The organism is Priestia sp. YIM B13490, from assembly GCF_042787735.1.
GTDB lineage: Bacteria > Bacillota > Bacilli > Bacillales > Bacillaceae_H > Priestia > Priestia megaterium.
In genome coordinates this window covers 912,899-934,178 of sequence record NZ_JBHZOT010000001.1, presented here as the reverse complement: position 1 = coordinate 934,178, position 21,280 = coordinate 912,899, and the positions used below count along the sequence as shown (strand labels likewise).

The window sequence follows — 21,280 nt, the reverse complement described above, 5'->3', positions numbered from 1 at the left end:
AAAGGCTGGTTGCAATCACTCTTTTCCCTTCCTTTTGCTTAAATAGGTACAGCAAAGAGATGCTATTGGGGTAGATTCCTTTATTTTGTATACATTTTTTAGAAAACTATGGTAAAAATAAGACTTATCATATGGAGGTGAATAAATTGGCAAATATCCCAAAGGATACTGAGCCCTACTGGCGCGATCATTTAAAGTTTCCAACATACCCATCTCTTTCAGAAAATCGAAAAGTTGATGTTGTAGTAGTAGGAGGCGGTATTAGCGGTATTACAACAGCTTATTTATTACAAAAAGAAGGACTGAACGTGGCGTTAATTGAAGCTGATAATATTTTAAATGGTACAACCGGTCACACAACAGCAAAGATTACAGCTCAGCATGACGTTATCTACGATGAGCTGCTTTCACACATTGGCGAAGAAAAAACGCTGCTGTATTATAAAGCAAACGAACAAGCACTGCAGTTTATGAAAAACTTAATTCAAACGGAAAACATTGACTGTGATTTTTCGATACAAGATGCTTACTTGTACGGAGAAACGCTGGAGTTTGATCATCGAGTTCGTAAAGAATTTCGAGCCTATCAGCGATTACATATTCCATGTGAATTTGCAACAGAGATTCCTTTTAGTTTTGATATTAGGGCAGCAGCTATTATGAAAGATCAAGCTCAGTTTCACCCGTTAAAATACCTGCTTCATTTAGTAAAAAAATTCACAGAAAACGGCGGATTGATTTTTGAAAACACCGTAGCAACGGATGTAGAAGAAAGCACGTCGCCCACCGTTGTCACAAGAGACGGACATCGAATTTCTTGCAAATATGTAGTGGCGTGTTCACACTTTCCATTTTATGATGGAGCGGGCTTTTACTATACGCGTATGTATGCCAAACGTTCGTATGTGTTAGCAGCAAAAGTTGAACAAACTTACCCTGGAGGCATGTATTTAAGTGCTGATCAGCCTACTCATTCTCTGCGTTCAACAAAAGTTGACGGAGAAGAACTCATTTTAATTGGTGGAGAAGGCCACAAAGCTGGACAAGGAATTAATACTATGTTCCACTATGAGTCCCTTCAGAGGTTTGCCGAAGAAAATTTTACTGTTCAACATTTTCGTTATAAATGGTCTGCACAAGATTTATTTACGCTTGATAAAATTCCATATATCGGTCCCATTAAAGAAAGCAAGCCAAATATCTTTATTGCCACCGGATTTAAAAAATGGGGGATGACTCATAGCACCATTGCAGCACATATTATTCGAGATGCAATAACCGGAAAAGACAACCCATATGCAGATTTGTATAATCCATCTCGTTTTTATGCGGACCCTAGCCTTAAACATTTCTTTCGTCAAAATCTTGATGTGGCTGAACACTTTATTACCGGTAAGTTTTCAATGCCTGAAAAAGGACTGGATCAGCTCCAAAATGATGAAGGGTCGGTCGTATATGTAAACAGCAAACGTACGGGGGCTTATAAAGATCCTCAGGGTAACCTTCACTGCGTCGATACTACATGCACGCACTTAGGATGTGAAGTAAATTGGAACGCTGGTGACCGCACGTGGGACTGCCCTTGTCACGGCTCTCGTTTCTCTTACGACGGATCTGTGGTAGAAGGCCCTGCTAAAAAGCCGCTTACACCAGTGGATGTCAATTCAAGCGATAAAAAAAGCACGCCGTAGGGCATGCTTTTTTTATCATTATCAATGGATTCACATTTGAGTTTACTCTTTACATTCTTCTTTTCTAAAGTATCGATTATACACCAAAACCATTGCATAAATGACTAAAAAAGAAAATGTAAAGATAATTAACCTTCCAGATTCAGGGACATGATCAAGATAGTCTGTTTCGAAAAACATAACAAACATCAAAAATGGCAATAGGAATAAAAACCAAATAAAATCTCGATCCATAAACATTTTTATAAAAAATAAAATGGCCCCCATGTAGACAATCATCAAAAACATAATCATTCACCAAATTCTATTTAATACTAGAGGTGTTGTAATGATTATATCGGATTTCTCAGGCGAAATATAGAGTCATTGGTTTTAATTTTATAAATTCCTTATAACTTTCAAACTGCTATTTTAACATAATAAGGGAATTTACTGCTGTAAAGACTCTAAGTGAGCAAAAAACTGCGGGTAAGAGACGGATACCGCGTCACGATTTTCAATAATTGTTTCCCCTTCTGCAATACAAGAGGCAACAGCAAGCATCATACCGATACGGTGATCTCCGTGGCTGTTTACATTTGCTCCGTGAAGTTTTGCACCTCCGTGAATAATCATTCCATCTTCCGTTGCTTCAATGTTAGCGCCCATTTTGGTTAACTCATTCACTACCGTATCAATACGGTTTGTTTCTTTGACTTTTAACTCTGCAGCATCTTTAATAACTGTAATCCCTTCTGCCTGCGTGGCAGCTAGTGCAATAATTGGGATTTCGTCAATTAGGCGTGGAATTAAGTGTCCGCCTACTTCCGTACCTTTTAAGTGAGAAGCTTCTACAACTAAATCTGCATAGGGTTCCGCTGTTTCTTTTGTTTCTTTGACTGTTTCGATTGAAGCGCCCATATCTGAAAGCACATCTAAAATACCCGTTCGAGTCGGATTCATTCCAACTTTTTGGATTTCAATGCGGCTGTTTGCAATAATAGCCCCCGCTACTAAAAAGAATGCAGCTGACGAAATATCACCAGGGACTTCTACATGCGTTCCTCTTAACGTTTGACCGCCTTCAATTGAAACGGTTAAGCCTTCTTCTTCGACTTTAACACCAAATGCCTCTAGCATACGTTCTGTATGATCACGTGATTTCGCCGGTTCCGTTACAGAAGTTATTCCTTCCGCCTGCAGTCCAGCAAGTAAAATAGCTGATTTTACTTGTGCGCTTGCAACGGGCGATGTATAGTGTATACCTTTTGCTTTCCCACCTCGAATAACAAGCGGTGTAAAATTAGCATCTTTTCGACCGTCTAAATGAATATTCATATCACGAAGCGGACCGGTCACACGCTTCATAGGGCGTTTGGCAATAGATTCGTCTCCAATCAATGTTGAATGAAAGGGTGTATTTGCTAAAATCCCCATCATGAGGCGAATCGTGGTGCCCGAATTGCCAACATCTAAAATATCAGATGGCTCTTTTAGAGCTTGTATCCCTTTTCCTTTCACTACCACGCTTTGTTCATCAATCATTTGAATATCTACACCTAGTTTTTGAAAGCAGGAAATAGTGCTAAGACAATCGTCACCTGGCAAAAACCCGTTAATCGTTGTTGTTCCTTCTGCAATCGAACCAAACATAACGGAACGGTGAGAAATAGATTTATCTCCTGGAATTTGAATCGTTCCTCGTAAAGCTTTTACTGTCACAATATGTCTCTCCTTTTATGCGTGAAGCGAATCACGAAATTCTTTGGCATCTGAAAAGTAATCAAATAATTCGTGACCGTCACCTTTTTCTACTAATAGTTTTACTTGTTCCATTTCTTTCATCCAGTCATCAAGCAATGTTAAAAGCATAGAACGGTTTTGTTTTAGTATATCTCTCCACATATGAGGATTGCTTGAAGCAATTCTCGTAATATCTCGAAAACCGCCTGCTGCCATTTCCGTGACAAGATGATTCTGTGCTGAATATCCTTTTACTTGTCTTACAAGACTGGTCGCAATCACATGAGGTAAATGACTGACAACTCCAGTGATTTGGTCATGAGTAGCTGCATCAAGCGGTACAAATTGTGCACCTGTAGGCTCTAGCAAATGCATAAGCGCATCTATTTTTTCTTTTTGCTCATTTTCAAACGGCGTTAAAATATAGCGCGCCGAACAAAATAAATCCGCTCGTGCATTGACTGCACCGCTCGTATGAGAACCAGCCATCGGATGTCCGCCAATAAATGAAATACGTTTCTTATTCAGCGCTTCGGCTGCTTTCATAATTTCACCTTTGGTACTTCCGACATCCGTTACGATAACCGTTTCTTTAAGCTTCCAAGTAGAAAGGTCGTGTATCCATGCTGTCGTGTACTCTACTGGAGTAGCAAGCACGATATAATCTGCTTGGGCTGCTTCTGTTTTTATATCTTCAGCTACATAATCAACGATACCTAGCTGGTTGGCTACTTGTACTTCATTTGTATTGATATCAGCTCCAACGACTGTGACGTGACGATGCTTCTTCATAGCTAGCGCTAATGATCCTCCAATAAGGCCGACGCCAATAAGTAATACACGTGTTTTCACCTTTCATTCTCCTCTATTCATTAAAATTGCTTTGCGTATTCTTCATGTTTTTTTACGTTTTCTTGAATTAACTGAATTCGATCTGCCCCAAATTGATCGATAATAGCAGATGCTAGTTCCCAAGCAATCACTGATTCTGCTACAACCGCTGCCGCCGGTACTGCACAGCTGTCTGAGCGTTCAATACTTGCAGCAAATGGCTCTTTTGTATCAATATCTACACTTTGCAGCGGCTTGTATAAGGTAGGAATAGGTTTCATGACGCCTCGCACAACAATCGGCATCCCTGTTGTCATGCCTCCTTCTAGACCTCCAGCATTGTTCGTTTTACGCGTATAGCCGTTTTGTTCATCCCATAGAATTTCATCATGGACTTCACTTCCCGGTCTGCGAGCTGCTTCAAAGCCTACGCCGATTTCAACGCCTTTAAACGCGTTAATGCTCATAATAGCAGCAGCTAGCTTTGAGTCTAACTTACGATCATAGTGCACGTAACTTCCCACTGCAGTAGGCATTCCTTCTACTACTACTTCCACTACGCCACCAATGCTGTCTCCATTTTCTTTTGCATCATCGATTGCTTTCATCATTTTCTGTCCCGCTTCTTCATCTAAGCAGCGAACAGGTGACGCTTCTGTTTTTTCCTGAAGTTCTGTCAGTGACTCATATGCCGTTTTTTCAGCTTTCACACCGCCGATTTCAAGCACGTGACATGCAATATTTACGCCTACAGCTTTTAGTACTTGTTTGGCAACTGCGCCTGTGGCTACTCGTACCGTCGTTTCACGAGCAGATGAACGTTCCAATACGTTTCGCATATCTCTGTGACCGTATTTAATCGCTCCATTTAAATCAGCATGACCTGGACGAGGTTTTGTAATTTGTCGCTTTACTTCTTCATCATGATCGACTGGATCAGCACCCATAATATTTCTCCAGTGAGTAAAATCTTTGTTTTCAACGACTAAAGCAATAGGTGAACCAAGCGTCTCACCGTGGCGAACCCCGCCTTTAATCTGAACTTGATCTTTTTCAATCTGCATGCGGCGTCCGCGCCCATGTCCCTTTTGTCTTCTTGCTAAATCTTCATTAATATGTTCGGCTGTCAATTCAAGCCCTGCCGGTACTCCTTCAATAATCGCTGTTAATTGAGGTCCGTGCGATTCTCCTGCTGTTAAATATCTCATATTATCGATTCCTTTCTGTTATAAAAATAAAAAAACTCGCCCCTACGCCATAGGGACGAGTTTTTCTCGCGATACCACCCTAGTTGCAAACATTGCTTGCCACCTCGAATTGTTAACGATCCGCTGACCGCTCTGTAAAAGAGTACTCAAAGAGTGTAATTCGCTCACATTTGTGTACTGACTTCCACCAACCGTCAGCTCTCTGAGACAGGGAAATGTTTGCTACTAGTTTCTTATCGCTGTATCACTATGAAATTAAGATAATTTTACTGCTGCACCTTTTAATTCTTCCATGAATTTGTGGAATTCAGGAATGTTCATTTGCTGTGCTGAATCTGATAGTGCTACTGCTGGGTCTGGATGAACTTCTGCCATTACAGCATCTGCGCCGATAGCAATCGCTGCTTTTGCACATGGTAATAATAAGTCTTTGCGTCCTGTTGAATGCGTTACGTCTACTACAACTGGTAAATGCGTTTCTTTTTTCAAGATTGGAACAGCTGAGATATCTAATGTGTTGCGTGTTGCACGCTCGTATGTGCGGATACCGCGTTCACAAAGAATAATGTTTCCATTTCCGCGAGACATAATGTATTCAGCAGCGTTAATGAATTCTTCAATTGTTGCTGCCAATCCACGTTTTAAAAGAATCGGTTTGTCTACAGAACCTGCAGCTTTTAATAGCTCGAAGTTTTGCATATTACGTGCACCAATTTGAATCACATCTACGTAGTCGAGAGCCGTTTCAATATCTTGAGGAGAAACAATTTCACTGATAATTGATAGGCCTAGTTCATCGCCTACTTGACGTAAGATTTTTAAGCCTTCCACTCCAAGACCTTGGAAATCGTAAGGTGATGTACGTGGTTTGAACGCTCCGCCGCGCATTAACGTAATACCTTGTTCTTTAAGCGCTAAGCCCACTTCTTTTACTTGTTCGTAGCTTTCTACTGCACATGGTCCCATTACAAATTCTAAGTTTCCAGGTCCTACTTTTGTACCGTTGATGTCAACGATTGTATCTTCAGATTTCTTTTTACGAGATACAAGAAGTGCTTTGCGGTGATCGTCTTCTTGAAGCTCTAAGCTTGCTTTGAAAATTTCTTTGAAAATATGCTGAATTGTTGAAGCTTCGAATGGTCCATTATGGTTAGCTAAGATTTGATCTAACGATTTACGTTCACGAACTGGATCAAAGCGATTCACACCTTGTGTACCTTTTACTTTTCCGATTTCTTGTGCGATTTCACCGCGTTTATTTAATAATTCTAAAATTTCTAAATTTATTTCGTCGATTTGTCCTCGTAATTGTTCTAGTGATTTTGTCATTTTAAAAATCCTCCTTTGATTTTATAACCTTGAACGGATCTTCTCGTTTAGTTTGTATTGAAAAATCCGTTTTACACCTACACAGCCGCTTATGCGGATATACAAAAAGTCCCTACTGATTGTATCAGTAGGGACGAATTGATCGCGGTACCACCCTAATTGCAAGCATTGCTTGCCTCTTCATTAAGATAACGGCTATTGCCGCTTTTGACTATTGCCAAAAGAAAGCTCCAAGAATGTAATTCGCAATCTCTTTTGTACTGATTCGCACCAACCATCAGCTCTCTGAATACAGGGAAGATTTTGCTACTATGCTCTTTTCATCGCTTGTAATGGATATAAAATTATAATGGGCCGAAATACAAAAAGTCCCTACTCACCCTTAAGATTTTTCTTAAGAGTCAGTAGGGACGAAAATTCGCGGTACCACCCTAGTTGCAAGCATTTTGCTTGCCTCTTCATTAAAATAACGGCTAGGCCGTCTTTTCCTACTCGGAAAAGATGCTCAAGGAATGTACTTCGAAAAAATTTGTGTTCTGACTCGCAGCAACCGTCAGCTCTCTGTTACAGGGAAATTTTTTCTACTAGTGCTCCTATCAACGCTCAGTATTGACTATGTATGTGTACTTGGATAATCAGTTCCGATCGTTTGAAACTGTTTGTCGCTTCCAAGTTGTGTGTAATGTTGTGTGATGTTGATTTGTATTATGAATGGTTTTTTTATCTTCGTCAACACTTTTTATTAATTTTTTTTATTTTTCAAAAACCATAGCTCCTTCAAACCCATATCTATCAAGAGTTTTGCTGCTCTAATTTTTTTCAAACTTATATTCCATTTCAGATTCATATTCAATAAATCCATGTTTTTGATACAAGCTTTTTCCAGCGGAAGAAGTATTTAACCATATTCGATTTACACCATTTTTTTGGCAGTACTGCATCAAATGCTTTAAAATAGCTGAAGAACAGCCGTGCTTTCGGTGATTAAAAGCTGTATACATGTTCATAATATATGCTTCTTTTCCTTGGAGGTTACTCGGTGAAGGCGGACGTATAAAAAAGACGATGCTTCCTACTGATACAATTTCTCCATCCGCTTTTAAAATAGCCGTATAGCTATGTGGATTATTTATATTTGCAGTAAAATATTCTTCTGTAGCTTTTCGAAACAGCTCCTCATTCCCGTTTAATTCTCCCAATTCTTTCATGAGCAACATTCGCAGTTTAACCAAATCCTGAACGTTTTCTAGCGCTGCTTTTTCAACCATGACTTCCCCTCTTTTCGTCTCTTTTACACAAAAAAACTCTCATCCTTCGAGAGCCTCATTTAAGCAAGAAAAACAGCTCCGTATACGAGTGCTCCGACAATAACGAACGCTGGATGCACGCGCAATTTTTCCAATAATAGAAAACTGGCTGCTACTAAAAATAAAGTTTGCCATATACCTGAATCACCGTATGAATTCATAAAAAATTCATATGCCATCAAGCCAAGTAAAATGGCGATAACGGGACGAATGTAGTTCGTCATTTTCTTAACATTTGGCGAATCTTTATACTTAAATAATATTCGAAGTAAAATAACTAAAAGTAAAACCGATGGAGCAATCGTTGCAAAAAGAGCAACCACCGAGCCTAAAATCCCTGCCTGCTGATATCCGATAAACCCCGCCATTTTTGTTGCAATCGGACCAGGCAGCGCATTTCCAATTGCCAGCATTTCACTAAACTCTTTGACCGTAAGCCAATGATAGTGATCCACGACTTCTTTTTGAATAAGCGGAATCGACGCAGGTCCGCCTCCATAGCCTAAAATATTTGAAACAAAAAACGCCATAAATAGCTGAATATAAATCATACCGATTCCCTCTTTTGCTTGTGTTCAGCACTTTCACCTTTTTTTCCTTTTCGTTTTAGCGGAATCCAAGCTGCTGCCATAAGAACAATAATAATGACCGCTGGATGGATATGGGCAAATTCCATTAGCCCTAAACTAATAATCAGTAAGATAATAGCTGGCGTCCACCCTAGACCAGACGTTGATTTTTTAAAAAAGTCCCACGTCATAACCGCGAGCATAACTCCTACTACAGGAACAACTGCTTTGGTCATGCCCATAACCCACGGCTGATCTTTAAATTGCGTTAAAGTTGTTAACAGCAATACCATTAAAAAAACGGTTGGAATAACGGCTGCAAATAAAGCTGTCCCGAGACCCAAAATACCGCCGACTCGATAGCCGATGTATCCAGCCAGCTTTGTAGCAATAGGCCCAGGCAGCGTATTGGCGATTGCTAATAAATCGCCAAATTCATCGTCATCCATCCATTTGTACGTATCGACCACTTCTTTTTTTACAAGTGGAATAGCTGAAGGTCCGCCTCCGTAGCCGAGCATACCTGAGCGAAAAAACGCTATAAAAATATCCAATTGTCGCATTTCTCGCACTCCTTTCTCTGTGATCTAATAAGCAACGACAGCTCCGTCTGTTCGCGCTTCTGTGCCGCCGTATAATACACCGGTTTGTTCGTCTCTTAAAATGATCTGCCCTCTTCCAAACGTATGTCTGCTCGTAGCCACATGAATATCATGCCCTTTGCGTTCTAATGCTTCTACAATATGTGAAGGCATTTCTTTTTCCACAAGAACCTTTTTATGTTCAATCCACTGCCATCTTGGTGCATCTAAAGCTGCCTGAGGATTTAGATGGAAATCGATCATATTCATGACGACTTGCACATGTCCTTGAGGCTGCATGAATTTGCCCATTACACCGAATGGACCTACAGCACTTTTATTCTTTGTTAAAAATCCAGGAATAATGGTATGATAGGTTCGTTTTCCTGGTTCTAATCGGTTATGGTGCTGTGGATCTAACGAAAAATTATGCCCGCGGTTTTGCAGGCATATGCCCGTATTAGGTACGACAAGTCCTGAGCCAAAATCCATGTAATTACTTTGAATGAATGATACCATGTTTCCTTCTCCATCAGCTGTCGCTAAATAGATCGTGCCGCTATGAGACGGCTGTCCGGCTTCAGGAATAAGCGCTTTTTCACCAATCAGCCCTCTGCGCTTGTTTGCATAAGAATCATTCAACAAATCTTCAACTGCTACTGTCATTTTATCAGCATCCGTAATGAATTTTTGTCCATCTGCAAACGCTAGCTTCATGGCTTCAATTTGCTTGTGATATGTATCGACAGAATCTTTGGCATCGAAAGAGAAGCCTTTTAGCGTATTTAAAGCTAAAAGTGCAATAAGGCCTTGGCCGTTAGGCGGAATTTCCCACACATCATATCCTCGGTAAGAAGTTGAAATTGGCTTCACCCACTCTGCTTTAAAAGCTGCTAAATCTTCTTTTGCTAAAAATCCGCCGTATTTTTTCGAAAAAGCTGCTATTTTATCAGCTAAATCCCCTCTGTAAAAAGATTCTCCATTCGTTTCGGCAATTTCAAGCAGCGTAGCAGCATGGTCCGGTGATCGCCACACTTCCCCTACTTTAGGAGCTGATCCATTGTTGGTAAACGTCTCAAACCAGTGCTTATATTCGTCACCTTTTAATGCGTGTGTAAATCGTTCAAACGCTCGTTCCCAATTGTACCCTAAAATCGGGGAGATTGGGAACCCTTCTTGTGCATACGAAATAGCAGGCTGCAGCACTTCTTTTAACGATAACCGGCCAAAGCGTTTTGACAGCTCCACCCACGCGCTGGGGGCACCTGGGACCGTAACAGGAACAAAACCGCGAGCCGGCATCTCTTTTATCCCCATGGCACGCAGAGCCTCAATAGAGATAGAAGCAGGAGCAGGACCGCTCGCGTTGAGTCCATATAGCTCTTCATTTATCCACACGAGAGCAAATGCGTCTCCGCCAATTCCATTTGACGTGGGCTCTACAACCGTTAAACAAGCTGCCGAGGCAATAGCAGCATCTACCGCATTGCCTCCTTTTTTCAACATTTCAAGACCCGCCTGAGCGGCAAGAGGCTGACTAGTTGCTACCATTCCGTTTTTTCCAAACGTACACGTACGCTGCGATGCATAGGGGTGTGTAAAAAAGTATTCGCTCATAGAAAATCTCCTCTTTTCTTTATATGATGAATAAAACGAATCTTTACAGACTAGACAGCGCTACTTCTTCCTCGTAAACTTCTAATGCTGCTTGTAAAGCAGAACCTGCATTCACGCTTGCCCCGTTTCGAATAAGCACTGCTTCAAGACCAGCCAATGTAAAGAGAACGTTGTCTTTTCGACAGCTGTATCCCATTGTACCGATACGCCATATTTTTCCGTGCATTGGCCCAAAAGAACTTGCAATTTCAATCCCAAATTGTTCAAGAAGCGTAGAACGAACTTCCTCTCCGTCAATACCTAGGGGAATTAAAACACAAGTAACGGTTGGAACTTTTGAATCCTCATCTCCGAATAAAGATAATCCCATTGCTTTAATACCGGCTACAAGTGCTTTTTCATGGAGGCGATGCCTTGCAAATCTTTCCTCTAATCCTTCTTCTAAAATAACGCGCAGCCCTTCTCTTAAAGCATAGAGCATGGACGTTGCTTCCGTGTGATGATTTAATCTACGCTCACTCCAATAGTCTTGAAGCTGACTCAAATCAAAATAGTTGCTGATAATATTCGGACGCAGACGAACAGTTTGAGCATCTGCTTTTGTCGCAATTCCTTTTTCAACTTTTTTACGTTCCATGATAATTTTTTCAATACGATCATTGTACGTAATAGGTGCCATGCCGGACGGAACAGATAAACACTTTTGTGTGCCTGCAATCAATGCGTCAATGTTCCACTCATCTACTTTTACATCCGTACCGCCAATAGTGGCTACTGCGTCGACGATAAATAAAACATCTTGGTTGCGGCATGCAGCACCAATTTCTTTAAGCCGCTGCATTCTTCCTGTAGACGTTTCACCATGAACCATTGCAACAATTTTCGGATTTACTTTTTTTATTTCACGAATAACTGTTTCAGGGTCAAACACTTCTCCCCATTCGCATTCAATGTTGTGTACATCAGCTCCGTAGCGCTCGGCAATTTCCGTTAATAAATAGCCGAAGCGGCCGAAAATAGGGACGAACACTTTATCGCCAGGCTCAATTACACTTGCAAGAACGGCTTCAATCCCAGCTCTAGACGTTCCATCAACGGGAAAAGCCCATTTGTTTTTGGTTTGAAATAGTTCACGAAGCATTTCCATCGTCTCGTTCATAATGTGCGTAAATGCGGGGTCAAACTGACCTAAAATAGGTGTTCCTAATGCTCTTAATACGCGGGGATCTGCTTCTACGGGTCCGGGTGTCATAATCGTACGCGGCGGTGTATGAAGCTGTTTTGTTATAGTCATGTCAAATTCCTCCTAGTAGGCAAGTTTATATAATAGTTCTATTAAGACCTTTACTCCTTTTTCTAACTGTTCTCCTTTGGTGAATTCCTTTGGGGAATGGCTGATTCCATCTTGGCTCGGTACGAATAACAAACATGTGGGAACTCTTCGTCCGAATACCTGCGAGTCGTGTCCTGCACCGCTTACTAATTCTCGGGAGGAGATATTCTTTTCCGAGGAAATAATTTTGGAAAGTTCAGATAATTCTCCACTCATGGCGACAGGTTTTTCATCCATCCAGCAGTCGATATTGACATCTAAATCCCCTGATGTTCGCTTTATAATTTCCTTCATTTCTCGTTCTGTCTCTTGTAAAACCTCATATTCATGATGTCTTATATCAACCGTGAATTCTACATATCCTGGTATTACATTCGGTGCATTTGGAGAAAGTGTAATTTTGCCAACCGTTACGTATAAAGCGTTATGATATTTTTCGCTCAATTCAATAAATGCTTTAGCAAGTTTGCAGCTCGCATAAAATGCATCTTTTCTGATGTTCATCGGGGTTGTGCCCGCATGGTTACTTTCACCTTTAACAGATACTGTAAATCGTTTCTGCCCGACGATACTAGAAACAATTCCGATATCGCAACGAGACATTTCAAGCTGCTTTCCTTGTTCGATATGCAGTTCAATAAAAGAAGCGATGTCCGTGCGGTATGGCTCGCTGTGGAGGCCTTTTCCGAAATTGAGCTGTTTCATTGCGTCATCCAGCTTAACCCCTTCTTTATTTATAACATGTTTTGCATCACTTTTGCTGTGTAATCCATTCATATTGCCTGATCCCCAATACGTAAGAGGAAATCTGCTGCCTTCTTCTTCACAAAGTGATACGACCTCTAAGGTTTTTGTAGGGGAGCCGTAATGTGCATATAGGTACTGCAGAGCAATGATACCTGCCACAACACCAAACGCCCCGTCATACTTTCCTCCGTTTATCACGGTATCGATATGGGATCCTGTTAAAATAACTTGTTGTTCTGAACCCGTTCCTTGCAACCGTCCAAATAAATTTCCTACATCATCGTAATATGTTTTGAGGTGAAGTCCCTTCATTTTTTCTTCCAATGCCTTTTGAGCTGCATTCCACTGTTCCGTATATAAAAGCCTCGTGACCCCTTCTTTTTCATCTAACCCAAACTGTGACAACCAGCTAACGTTTTCTTCGATTTGCTGACAAAGCTTAGATTTTCCCGTCATATCTGCAACCATTGCTATCCCTCCTGCTATCTTCATTTTAAGAAAATGACTGATTGTTTTCATTAACACTTTCTACAATGATTTAGTGTTTTTTTAGCTATTATCACTAAATATACAAAGTCTTATATGCGTCACTTTTTCTAACATTATATGTTATTTACTTTATCTTACAGGATTGAATATACTTCTTCATTAACAATTTATACATTTTTTTCTGAAAATTTTATTTATTTTAACTAAACTTTCTTATAAAATAAAAGATAGATAAAAATACGCGCAGGGAAATGTGAGAATTTTTAACAAAAGGAGTAATAAATAATGGAACTACAAACTCTTTTACGCATTCCAATTTATGAAAAAGCATCTGTAGTAGCCGGGCAAAAAGGAGTCACCCGCAAAGTACATAACGTCAATATGATGGATGCACCCGATATTTTATCTTTTTTAAAAGAAGGAGAGTTTTTAATTACAACGGGTTATCACTTCAAAGAACATGAAGAAAGCTTAGCAAAACTTGTAGAAGGAATGGCTAAAAAGAAATGTGCAGGATTGGCCATAAAAACGAAGCGCTTTTTCGAACACGTGCCTGCTTCTATTTGTCAGCTAGCTGATGAACTTCACTTTCCGATCATTGATTTCCAAACGGACGAAACGTTAGGCGCAGTTATTAACGAATCTCTCAGCTTTATTTTAGATAAAAAAACAGCCGAGCTTCAGCAAGCGATGGTCACACATCAGCTATTTTCCTCGTACATCTTACAAGGAAAAGGCATTGAGAAAATTATGCAATCTATTCAAACGTTATGCAATGCTCACGTTGCCCTTTTTGATACCCATGGCCATGAACTCTTTTATACAAACAAACGCGAACCCTTTTCACTCCCGATGGAAGAAGCGATAGCGGGCGCTAAGCAGCTGTTTTTACGAACGGTAAAATATACAACCTTTTCCTTTTTACACACCAAAAAAACCGTTACGCTTTTTCCGATTGCTACTCATACAAGAAAATACAGTTATTTACTTATTGAACACCAAGTTTCTTTATCCGATTCAGCGCTCCTAACGATTGAACAAGCGACAAACGTTTTATCCTTCGAAATGATGAGACAGCAGGCTTTGTATGAAGCTGAACGGCGACGAAAAAACGATTTTTTCAATCAGCTTGTTAACAATTATTATAAAACGCTTGAAGATGCTTCCTTTCAAGCACAGATGATGGGCTTATCAGCAGGAAACAGCTATATTTGCGCCGTCGGGAAAATCCACTCTACATTCACGCCTTACAGCGATGATGATATGATCTATGAGCTCCTTCAATATGAGTTATCAACAGGTCATACAGAGGCCGTTTTGTTTTTCTATGACAATCTTTATATTCTTTTGTTTACACCTCATTCTCAACCTATGATTATAGAATGCTTGCATCGCTTGCAGGAAGCTGTTTACCGTCACTACGACAAGCGAATGTCATTTGGAGTTGGAAACCAAAGCCAATCCCTACTTACAATCGCTGACTCATATAAAGAAGCTGTTGAAGCTCTTGAAACCATCCATTTTAAAGATCAGTCGAAGCTTATTCAATTTTATCAGCCAAAACAGTTTAAAGAACTGCTGAGGTTGCTTCCAGCAAACGATTTACAGGATTACTATTCTCAAACATTAGAAGGTTTGCTGCAGTACGATAAGAAAGATCGCTCCATCTTACTTGACACGCTTGAAACATATCTAAATTCCAATTGCCAAATCTCAGAGACTGCTAAGCAGTTATTCGTTCATCGGAACACGGTGATCTATCGAATTGAAAAATGCGAAGAGTTATTAAAAAGACCTATTCACACGTCAGAGGAAACCCTTCGGCTGCGCGTAGCTTTTCAAATTTTTTCTCTTGTGCATGCTAATTAAGTATAAATACAATAAAAAACGCCTGAGTGGATACTCAAGCGTTTTTTATTGTATTGCATATTCTTTATTTCGCTTTTAATTTAGACTGGACGGATTGTAATTTCCCAGCCATCGTATGATTTTCTTTATCACGGCGATCATCAATTCGTAAATTTGTACATACGCGCTGAATACCATTTTCAAAAGGCACTTCATGCATCTCTTGAACAATGTTTAGCAGCGTGCTTAATTCCCCTTCAATCAATGTATTCATAGGGGTTAATTGATATGTAATTTCATCTTCATGCTTGGCCAACACTTTTTGAATATCAGCTACGTACTGACTCACGCTTGGCGTTTCCGTACCTACCGGAATAATGGTTACATCTACAATAGCCATGTTATACACTCCTTTTATTTGTTCCCTAGTTATCATACCAAATCGCGCAAAAATTTCCTACTTTTACGTTTATAGTGTATAGAAAAAAGGAATAGTTCTACAACTACTCCTTTTTGTTACACTCTTATAGGTAACGCTTTGCTCCTAAGTAACGTTTTGACCAGTAAGAGTTGCTTAGTGATGTGATTGTCACGCCTGTTGAAGAACCTGCATGCATGAATTGACCGTTTCCGATATAAATGCCAGCATGACTAGCTCCTGGTTGGTACGTTTCAAAGAAAACGATATCGCCAGGCTGAGGTGAACTTACACGCGTACCAGTTTGATAGATGCTAGCAACTGTACGAGGAAGACTTACACCTACTGCATTGCGATATACATAGTTAAGGTAACCACTGCAATCAAATCCTCCAGGCGCAGCTCCACCCCAAACATAAGGTGTTCCCATAAAACGTTTACCGTATGAAATAACTTTTGAAGCTGAGCTTGAGCTTGTGCTGCTTCCTGTTGATGTTGAAGGTTTTGAGCTGCTAGAGCTGCTTGAATTTAATTTATTCAGCGTATCTGGACCCGCTTCTCCGTCTACTAATAAACCATTTGCACGTTGAAATGATTTTACTGCACTTGTTGTAATTGAGCCAAAGTAGCCTGTTACACCAGCTGAGAAGTAACCTTTATTTTTTAGTTTTTGCTGAAGGCTGCTTACTGCTGAACCTTTCATACCTTGACGTAAAATAGTTGAGCTGCTAGAGCTAGAACCACCAGTTGAAGCGCTAGAACCGCCATTTTTTAACTTGCTTAACGTAGCCGGACCCGCAATTCCGTCCACAGACAGTCCGTTTGCACGTTGAAATGCCATTACTGCATTTTTTGTAATTGAACCGAAGTATTGAGTCGTAGTTCCTTTAAAATAGCCTTTATTCTTTAGCTGCTGCTGTAAAGATTGTACATTTGGTCCAGTTGAACCAACGCGCAGCAATGAACTTGAGCTAATTGATGAACTTGATGAGCTTCCTAGCAGCTTATTAAATGTAGATGGACCTGCAATGCCATCTGCAGATAAACCATTTGCACGCTGAAACGACTTTACTGCGCTAGTCGTGATTGAACCGTAATAGTTTGTTGTTGTACCGTATGTAAAATAACCTTTGTTTTTTAATTTTTGCTGTAATTCTTTCACATCTGAATTACTTGTTCCTGGGTGCAGCGTAGCATCTCCTAAAGCAGCTTCACTAATTGTAGGTACTACTGTTAAAGATCCACATAACGCTAACGAATATATCAACTTTTTCATAAAAAAAGGTTCCTCCAATGCCATAATCTACTAATCTATAAGACGTTTACATTGTAACAACACATTATTACAAAATAACATCACTAATATTACATTTATGTTACAGGAAACGACAGTAGCGCAGCTGTATGGTGTATATTGTCGTAGTTTATTGTCGTTTAACACTTAATAAGTTCGACAAAAAAGCTAATATATTCCAATATTATTCCTTTTCCTACACTAATAATAGGTAAAAAATCACCCGTAACATTATCTTTATATTTCAAAAAAAACAATTTATTTTTTTTTGAAATGTGAAACTTTTTTAAAATTTATTCGTTTAGCGAATTTGTTTCCCTCTCTAGTAAAACAGCTTTTCTTCTAAAAATTTATATTATTTCCATATTAATGAATAAAAAAGCAAGGGCTGAAAAAAATAGTCTTGTTATGTTGGAAACAAGGAGGATTATTTTATGAGCCATAAAGGCATTCATGGTACAAATGTTAGCGGATCAGGTGACTCGGAAGACAAACGCTATGCAGCCGGAGAAAACGAGCAGACGCTTACGACGCGTCAAGGTCACCCCATTCGTGATAACCAAAATTCTCGAACGGTAGGCAACAGAGGCCCTGCTACTCTTGAAAATTACCAGCTGATTGAAAAACTTTCGCATTTTGATCGTGAACGTATACCGGAACGTGTTGTTCATGCCCGGGGAACGGGAGCTCACGGGTATTTTGAAACGTACGGAAAGCTTGGTGACGAGCCCGTTGAAAAATACACCCGCGCAAAAGTTTTTTCAGGAGCAGGCAAACAGACGCCCGTTTTTGTCAGATTTTCTACCGTAACTCATGGAAAGGACTCTCCAGAAACAATGCGAGACCCAAGGGGATTTGCTGTAAAGTTCTACACAGAAGACGGAAACTGGGACTTAGTAGGAAATAACCTTAAAATATTTTTTATCCGCGATGCTATTAAATTCCCTGATTTGATTCATGCTTTTAAGCCCGATCCTGTGACAAACCGTCAAGATACCGAGCGTATTTTTGATTTTATTTCTCACACCCCTGAGGCTATGCATATGATTACTTTTTTATTTTCACCTTGGGGCATACCTGCTAACTATCGGCAAATGCAAGGTTCCGGTGTTAATACATATAAGTGGGTAAACAAAGATGGCGATGCGTTTTTTGTGAAATACCATTGGGAACCAAAACAAGGAATTAAAAATTTGACCCAAAAGCAAGCAGAAGAAATTCAAGCTAAAAATATTAGTCACGCCACTCAAGACTTGTATGAAGCGATTGAGAGCGGTAACTACCCCGAGTGGGAACTTTGTATACAAATCATGGAAGATGGAGAGCATCCCGAACTGGATTTTGATCCGCTTGATGACACGAAAATTTGGCCGGAAGACCAATTTCCATTTCTCCCAGTAGGTAAAATGGTCCTAGATAAAAATCCAAGCAACGTATTTGCTGAAACGGAGCAAGTCGCATTTGGTACTGGTGTACTTGTAGACGGGCTAGATTTTTCTGATGATAAAATGCTGCAAGGAAGAACGTTTTCTTATTCCGACACGCAGCGTCACCGGGTGGGAACAAACTACTTGCAGCTGCCTATTAACGCGCCGAAAAAACATGTAGCAACAAATCAACGCGATGGTCAAATGGCCTATCATGTAGATGCTGCTCCAGGTCAGAATCCGCATGTGAATTATGAGCCTTCTTCTCTTGGAGGTCTTCAAGAAGCGCATGACCATCCAAAACCTCATCAGCCTTATGTTGAAGGAAATATAAAAAAAGAAAAAATTGATCGTACAAATGACTTTAAGCAAGCTGGTGAACGCTATCATTTACTAGAGGACTGGGAACGTGATGAGCTTATTCAAAATTTAGTAGACGGCTTAAAATGTTGTCACCATACCGTTCAAACAAAGATGATTGAGCTTTTAACTCAATGTGATTTTGACTACGGCAATCGCGTAGCAAATGGCATTGGTCTTCTGATGCATGATGATGGTTCCCTAGAAATTGAAATGGGAGCAGAAATGACTCCTACATACGGGAAATTGCCAAAAGAAGGCGGTTCACCGTTAGGAAGTAACAAAGCTGCTGATGCGGTAGAAGAAGCTAATGAAAAAGGACACGATGCTCATCCTTATTAACAAAAAAACATCCTGCAGCGACAGCAGGATGTTTTTTGGGTTAAACGCTTATGACCAAGTAACGGCAAACACGTGGTAGTCATTTTTTAACTGTGGCGCATCAATGGGTGTCCCGTGCTGATATCCTTGTTTCACTCTTTTAGGATGTAAGGGTTGAACCCATTCTTTCACTTGCTGTTTTGTACCATTTGCTAAAATATATACACAATCAGAAAATGCCCCGTCATTGTTTGGACTATCAACTTTTAGTACTTCCACTAACACATCTTGGACACACGTTTTTCTCTGAATACACATAAGCGTATGGTAGATAATATCAGCGGACACATCGTTATTTAAACGAAAGCCCACCTTTTTTTGTTCAAAAAAAGACGAGAATGAGACGATTGGTAATGTCTTTTTTTGTTCATACGCTTGAGATAAAATCTTGACAAGAACTTCTCCGCTCAAGATGATCCCTCTTTCTAAAAAACGCTTCATCACAACATATGTGAGCATTGATTATGCTCATAGGATAATATATTATCATAGTTTAATTCTGTGGTGTTAGTCTTTTTTGGGGTTTTTACACTGGGAATTATACCCGCCTATTTCTTGTGTTTCCCTGACGTTCTCGCTACTAGCAACAGAATTATTAATAAAATGAATACCCCTGCCCCTACAAACATATCATACAAGAAATCAAGCATCATACTCCTCCTCTTCCTTCAAAAAAACGCTGTTAAAACCAAGCGTTTTAACAGCGTTTTTTTGTTAGATAAAGCCTAGCATATTAATAAATACAATGATAATTAAAACAGGTGCGATATATCGAATGGCAAGAAGCCATAAAGAGAACCAGCGCTTCACATTCGTTGAACCGTGCTTAAATTCTTCAATTAGCACATCTTTTTTCATTTTCCAAGGAACAAAGATGGCAATTAAAAGAGCTCCGAGTGGCATAAGGATATTACTTACAAGAAAATCGAAAGCGTCAAAGATACTTTTTCCAAAGATCGATACGTCACTTAATAAACCATATGATAGCGCTGAAGGTATTCCTACCACGAAGATTAGCAAGCCCGAAATCCAAGATAGCTTTATACGCTTATGCTGCTCTCCTTTGGCTAAAGAAGCAACAATAATTTCTAACATCGAAAACGCAGATGTCAAAGTGGCAAATAAAAACAGCGCCAAAAAGAAAGTTTGAAACACAATTCCGAACGGAAGCTGTTCAAAAATAGAAGGCAATACAATGAATAAAAGACCTGGTCCTTCCGTCGGTTTTACACCCATTGAAAAGACTGCAGGGAAAATTGCCAGTCCTGCTAGTAAAGAAATCAAAATATTTAACGCTGAAATTGAAATAGCCGATTTTGGCAAGTTTTGCTGCTTAGATAGATACGAACTGTACGTAACCATAACTGAAACGCCTACGCTAAGGGAAAAGAATGCTTGTCCCATCGCAAACAAAATGGTTTGGGATGTAAGCTTTGAAAAATCTGGATACAAAAAGAAAGATACGCCTTCCATTGCCCCTTCTAATGTTAAAGAACGAATAATGATAATAATAAATAATATAAAGAGAGCAGGCATTAAAATTTTGTTTGCTTTTTCAATACCATTTTGAATGCCTCTTGCGACTACAACAATTGTTAAAAGAAGAAAAACAAATTGAGAGATAACAGCACGTGTTGGATTAGCAATGGTCGAGTTAAATAAACTCCCGTAATCACTTACTCCATTCAGCTGACCAGTGACGCTTGCAAAAATATATTGCAAAATCCAGCCTCCTACTACACTATAGAAGGATAATAAAATAAAGCATGTGATCACGCCTAAATACCCGATTGCTTTCCATAGGGAACCGGGAGCAACTGCATCATATGCACGAATTGCTTCTTTTTGTGTATGTCTACCTAGTACAAATTCAGCAAGTAAAAGCGGCAAACCAATAATTGCTGTAAACAAGATAAACAGTAAAAAGAAGGCCCCTCCTCCGCTTGTTCCGGCTACATAAGGCAGTTTCCAAATGGCTCCGATTCCAATTGCAGAACCGGCAGATGCCAAGATAAAGCCGATTTTTGATGTCCATTGTTCGTTTTGACTCATTTTTTCTCACCATTTTTCTTTATTTATTCTGATTTGTCATACTATAGCACACAACCCTTCTGTCGAAAAGGGTTTT

At 39.8% G+C, this 21,280-nt stretch carries 18 protein-coding genes and 3 other annotated features; of the genes, 3 read left to right on the top strand and 15 right to left on the bottom strand.

The window, feature by feature from the left end; all coding sequences use genetic code 11:
- Nucleotides 1-146: 146 nt before the first annotated feature.
- Nucleotides 147-1,691, top strand: coding sequence for an FAD-dependent oxidoreductase (locus ACFX4R_RS05315; protein ID WP_080781664.1), 1,545 nt, complete (start codon nt 147-149; stop codon nt 1,689-1,691).
- Nucleotides 1,692-1,733: 42 nt separating this feature from the next.
- On the opposite strand, the gene ACFX4R_RS05310 is transcribed toward ACFX4R_RS05315, so the two are convergent.
- The 11 genes from ACFX4R_RS05310 to allC all read right to left on the bottom strand — a co-directional run bounded on the left by ACFX4R_RS05310 (nt 1,734) and on the right by allC (nt 13,403).
- Nucleotides 1,734-1,979: a hypothetical protein gene (locus ACFX4R_RS05310; protein ID WP_377569045.1), complete on the bottom strand. Its 246-nt coding sequence runs from the start codon at nt 1,977-1,979 to the stop codon at nt 1,734-1,736.
- A gap of 141 nt (nt 1,980-2,120) precedes the next feature.
- Nucleotides 2,121-3,392, bottom strand: coding sequence for a 3-phosphoshikimate 1-carboxyvinyltransferase (aroA, locus tag ACFX4R_RS05305; RefSeq protein ID WP_043981502.1), 1,272 nt, complete (start codon nt 3,390-3,392; stop codon nt 2,121-2,123).
- A 15-nt stretch (nt 3,393-3,407) separates the two neighbouring features.
- Complete coding sequence (locus tag ACFX4R_RS05300) at nt 3,408-4,265, bottom strand: prephenate dehydrogenase (protein WP_013057696.1); 858 nt, start codon at nt 4,263-4,265, stop codon at nt 3,408-3,410.
- 20 nt (nt 4,266-4,285) lie between these two features.
- Nucleotides 4,286-5,452 (bottom strand): chorismate synthase, encoded by a 1,167-nt coding sequence (gene aroC, locus ACFX4R_RS05295; protein ID WP_013057697.1) that lies wholly within the window; start codon nt 5,450-5,452, stop codon nt 4,286-4,288.
- 48 nt (nt 5,453-5,500) lie between these two features.
- Nucleotides 5,501-5,701 (bottom strand) — a binding site (T-box leader).
- Nucleotides 5,702-5,707: 6 nt separating this feature from the next.
- Nucleotides 5,708-6,781 (bottom strand): bifunctional 3-deoxy-7-phosphoheptulonate synthase/chorismate mutase, encoded by a 1,074-nt coding sequence (locus ACFX4R_RS05290; protein ID WP_013057698.1) that lies wholly within the window; start codon nt 6,779-6,781, stop codon nt 5,708-5,710.
- Nucleotides 6,782-6,907: 126 nt separating this feature from the next.
- Nucleotides 6,908-7,114: a binding site (T-box leader), on the bottom strand.
- Nucleotides 7,115-7,184: 70 nt separating this feature from the next.
- Nucleotides 7,185-7,390 (bottom strand) — a binding site (T-box leader).
- Nucleotides 7,391-7,590: 200 nt separating this feature from the next.
- A complete protein-coding gene (locus tag ACFX4R_RS05285) occupies nt 7,591-8,049 on the bottom strand; it encodes a GNAT family N-acetyltransferase (RefSeq protein WP_237074432.1) in 459 nt (152 codons plus the stop codon).
- A 59-nt stretch (nt 8,050-8,108) separates the two neighbouring features.
- Nucleotides 8,109-8,639 (bottom strand): chromate transporter, encoded by a 531-nt coding sequence (locus ACFX4R_RS05280; protein ID WP_013083789.1) that lies wholly within the window; start codon nt 8,637-8,639, stop codon nt 8,109-8,111.
- Nucleotides 8,636-9,220 (bottom strand): chromate transporter, encoded by a 585-nt coding sequence (locus ACFX4R_RS05275; RefSeq protein WP_013057701.1) that lies wholly within the window; start codon nt 9,218-9,220, stop codon nt 8,636-8,638. The genes ACFX4R_RS05280 and ACFX4R_RS05275 overlap by 4 nt, the downstream gene beginning before the upstream one ends.
- A gap of 24 nt (nt 9,221-9,244) precedes the next feature.
- Complete coding sequence (ggt, locus tag ACFX4R_RS05270; protein WP_043981500.1) at nt 9,245-10,855, bottom strand: gamma-glutamyltransferase; 1,611 nt, start codon at nt 10,853-10,855, stop codon at nt 9,245-9,247.
- Nucleotides 10,856-10,898: 43 nt separating this feature from the next.
- Nucleotides 10,899-12,149: a pyridoxal-phosphate-dependent aminotransferase family protein gene (locus ACFX4R_RS05265; RefSeq protein WP_165574970.1), complete on the bottom strand. Its 1,251-nt coding sequence runs from the start codon at nt 12,147-12,149 to the stop codon at nt 10,899-10,901.
- Between the two features lie 12 nt (nt 12,150-12,161).
- Nucleotides 12,162-13,403, bottom strand: coding sequence for an allantoate deiminase (allC, locus tag ACFX4R_RS05260; RefSeq protein WP_377569042.1), 1,242 nt, complete (start codon nt 13,401-13,403; stop codon nt 12,162-12,164).
- A 306-nt stretch (nt 13,404-13,709) separates the two neighbouring features.
- Between allC and ACFX4R_RS05255 the strand changes: the two genes are divergently transcribed.
- The gene (locus ACFX4R_RS05255) at nt 13,710-15,293 is read left to right on the top strand and encodes a PucR family transcriptional regulator (RefSeq protein ID WP_043981497.1); all 1,584 of its coding nucleotides are present in this window, start codon (nt 13,710-13,712) and stop codon (nt 15,291-15,293) included.
- Between the two features lie 64 nt (nt 15,294-15,357).
- On the opposite strand, the gene ACFX4R_RS05250 is transcribed toward ACFX4R_RS05255, so the two are convergent.
- Entirely contained in the window at nt 15,358-15,672 is a 315-nt protein-coding gene (locus ACFX4R_RS05250) for an MTH1187 family thiamine-binding protein (protein WP_013083795.1), read from the bottom strand.
- 124 nt (nt 15,673-15,796) lie between these two features.
- A complete protein-coding gene (locus tag ACFX4R_RS05245) occupies nt 15,797-16,966 on the bottom strand; it encodes a C40 family peptidase (protein WP_043981496.1) in 1,170 nt (389 codons plus the stop codon).
- Between the two features lie 452 nt (nt 16,967-17,418).
- On the opposite strand from ACFX4R_RS05245, the gene ACFX4R_RS05240 reads away from it, so the two are divergent.
- Nucleotides 17,419-19,113 (top strand): catalase, encoded by a 1,695-nt coding sequence (locus ACFX4R_RS05240; RefSeq protein WP_377569040.1) that lies wholly within the window; start codon nt 17,419-17,421, stop codon nt 19,111-19,113.
- 48 nt (nt 19,114-19,161) lie between these two features.
- Here the strand turns inward: ACFX4R_RS05240 and ACFX4R_RS05235 are convergent, their stop codons facing one another.
- Entirely contained in the window at nt 19,162-19,563 is a 402-nt protein-coding gene (locus ACFX4R_RS05235; protein WP_013057709.1) for a hypothetical protein, read from the bottom strand.
- A gap of 303 nt (nt 19,564-19,866) precedes the next feature.
- Nucleotides 19,867-21,204, bottom strand: coding sequence for a sodium-dependent transporter (locus tag ACFX4R_RS05230; RefSeq protein ID WP_162214529.1), 1,338 nt, complete (start codon nt 21,202-21,204; stop codon nt 19,867-19,869).
- Nucleotides 21,205-21,280: the final 76 nt, after the last annotated feature.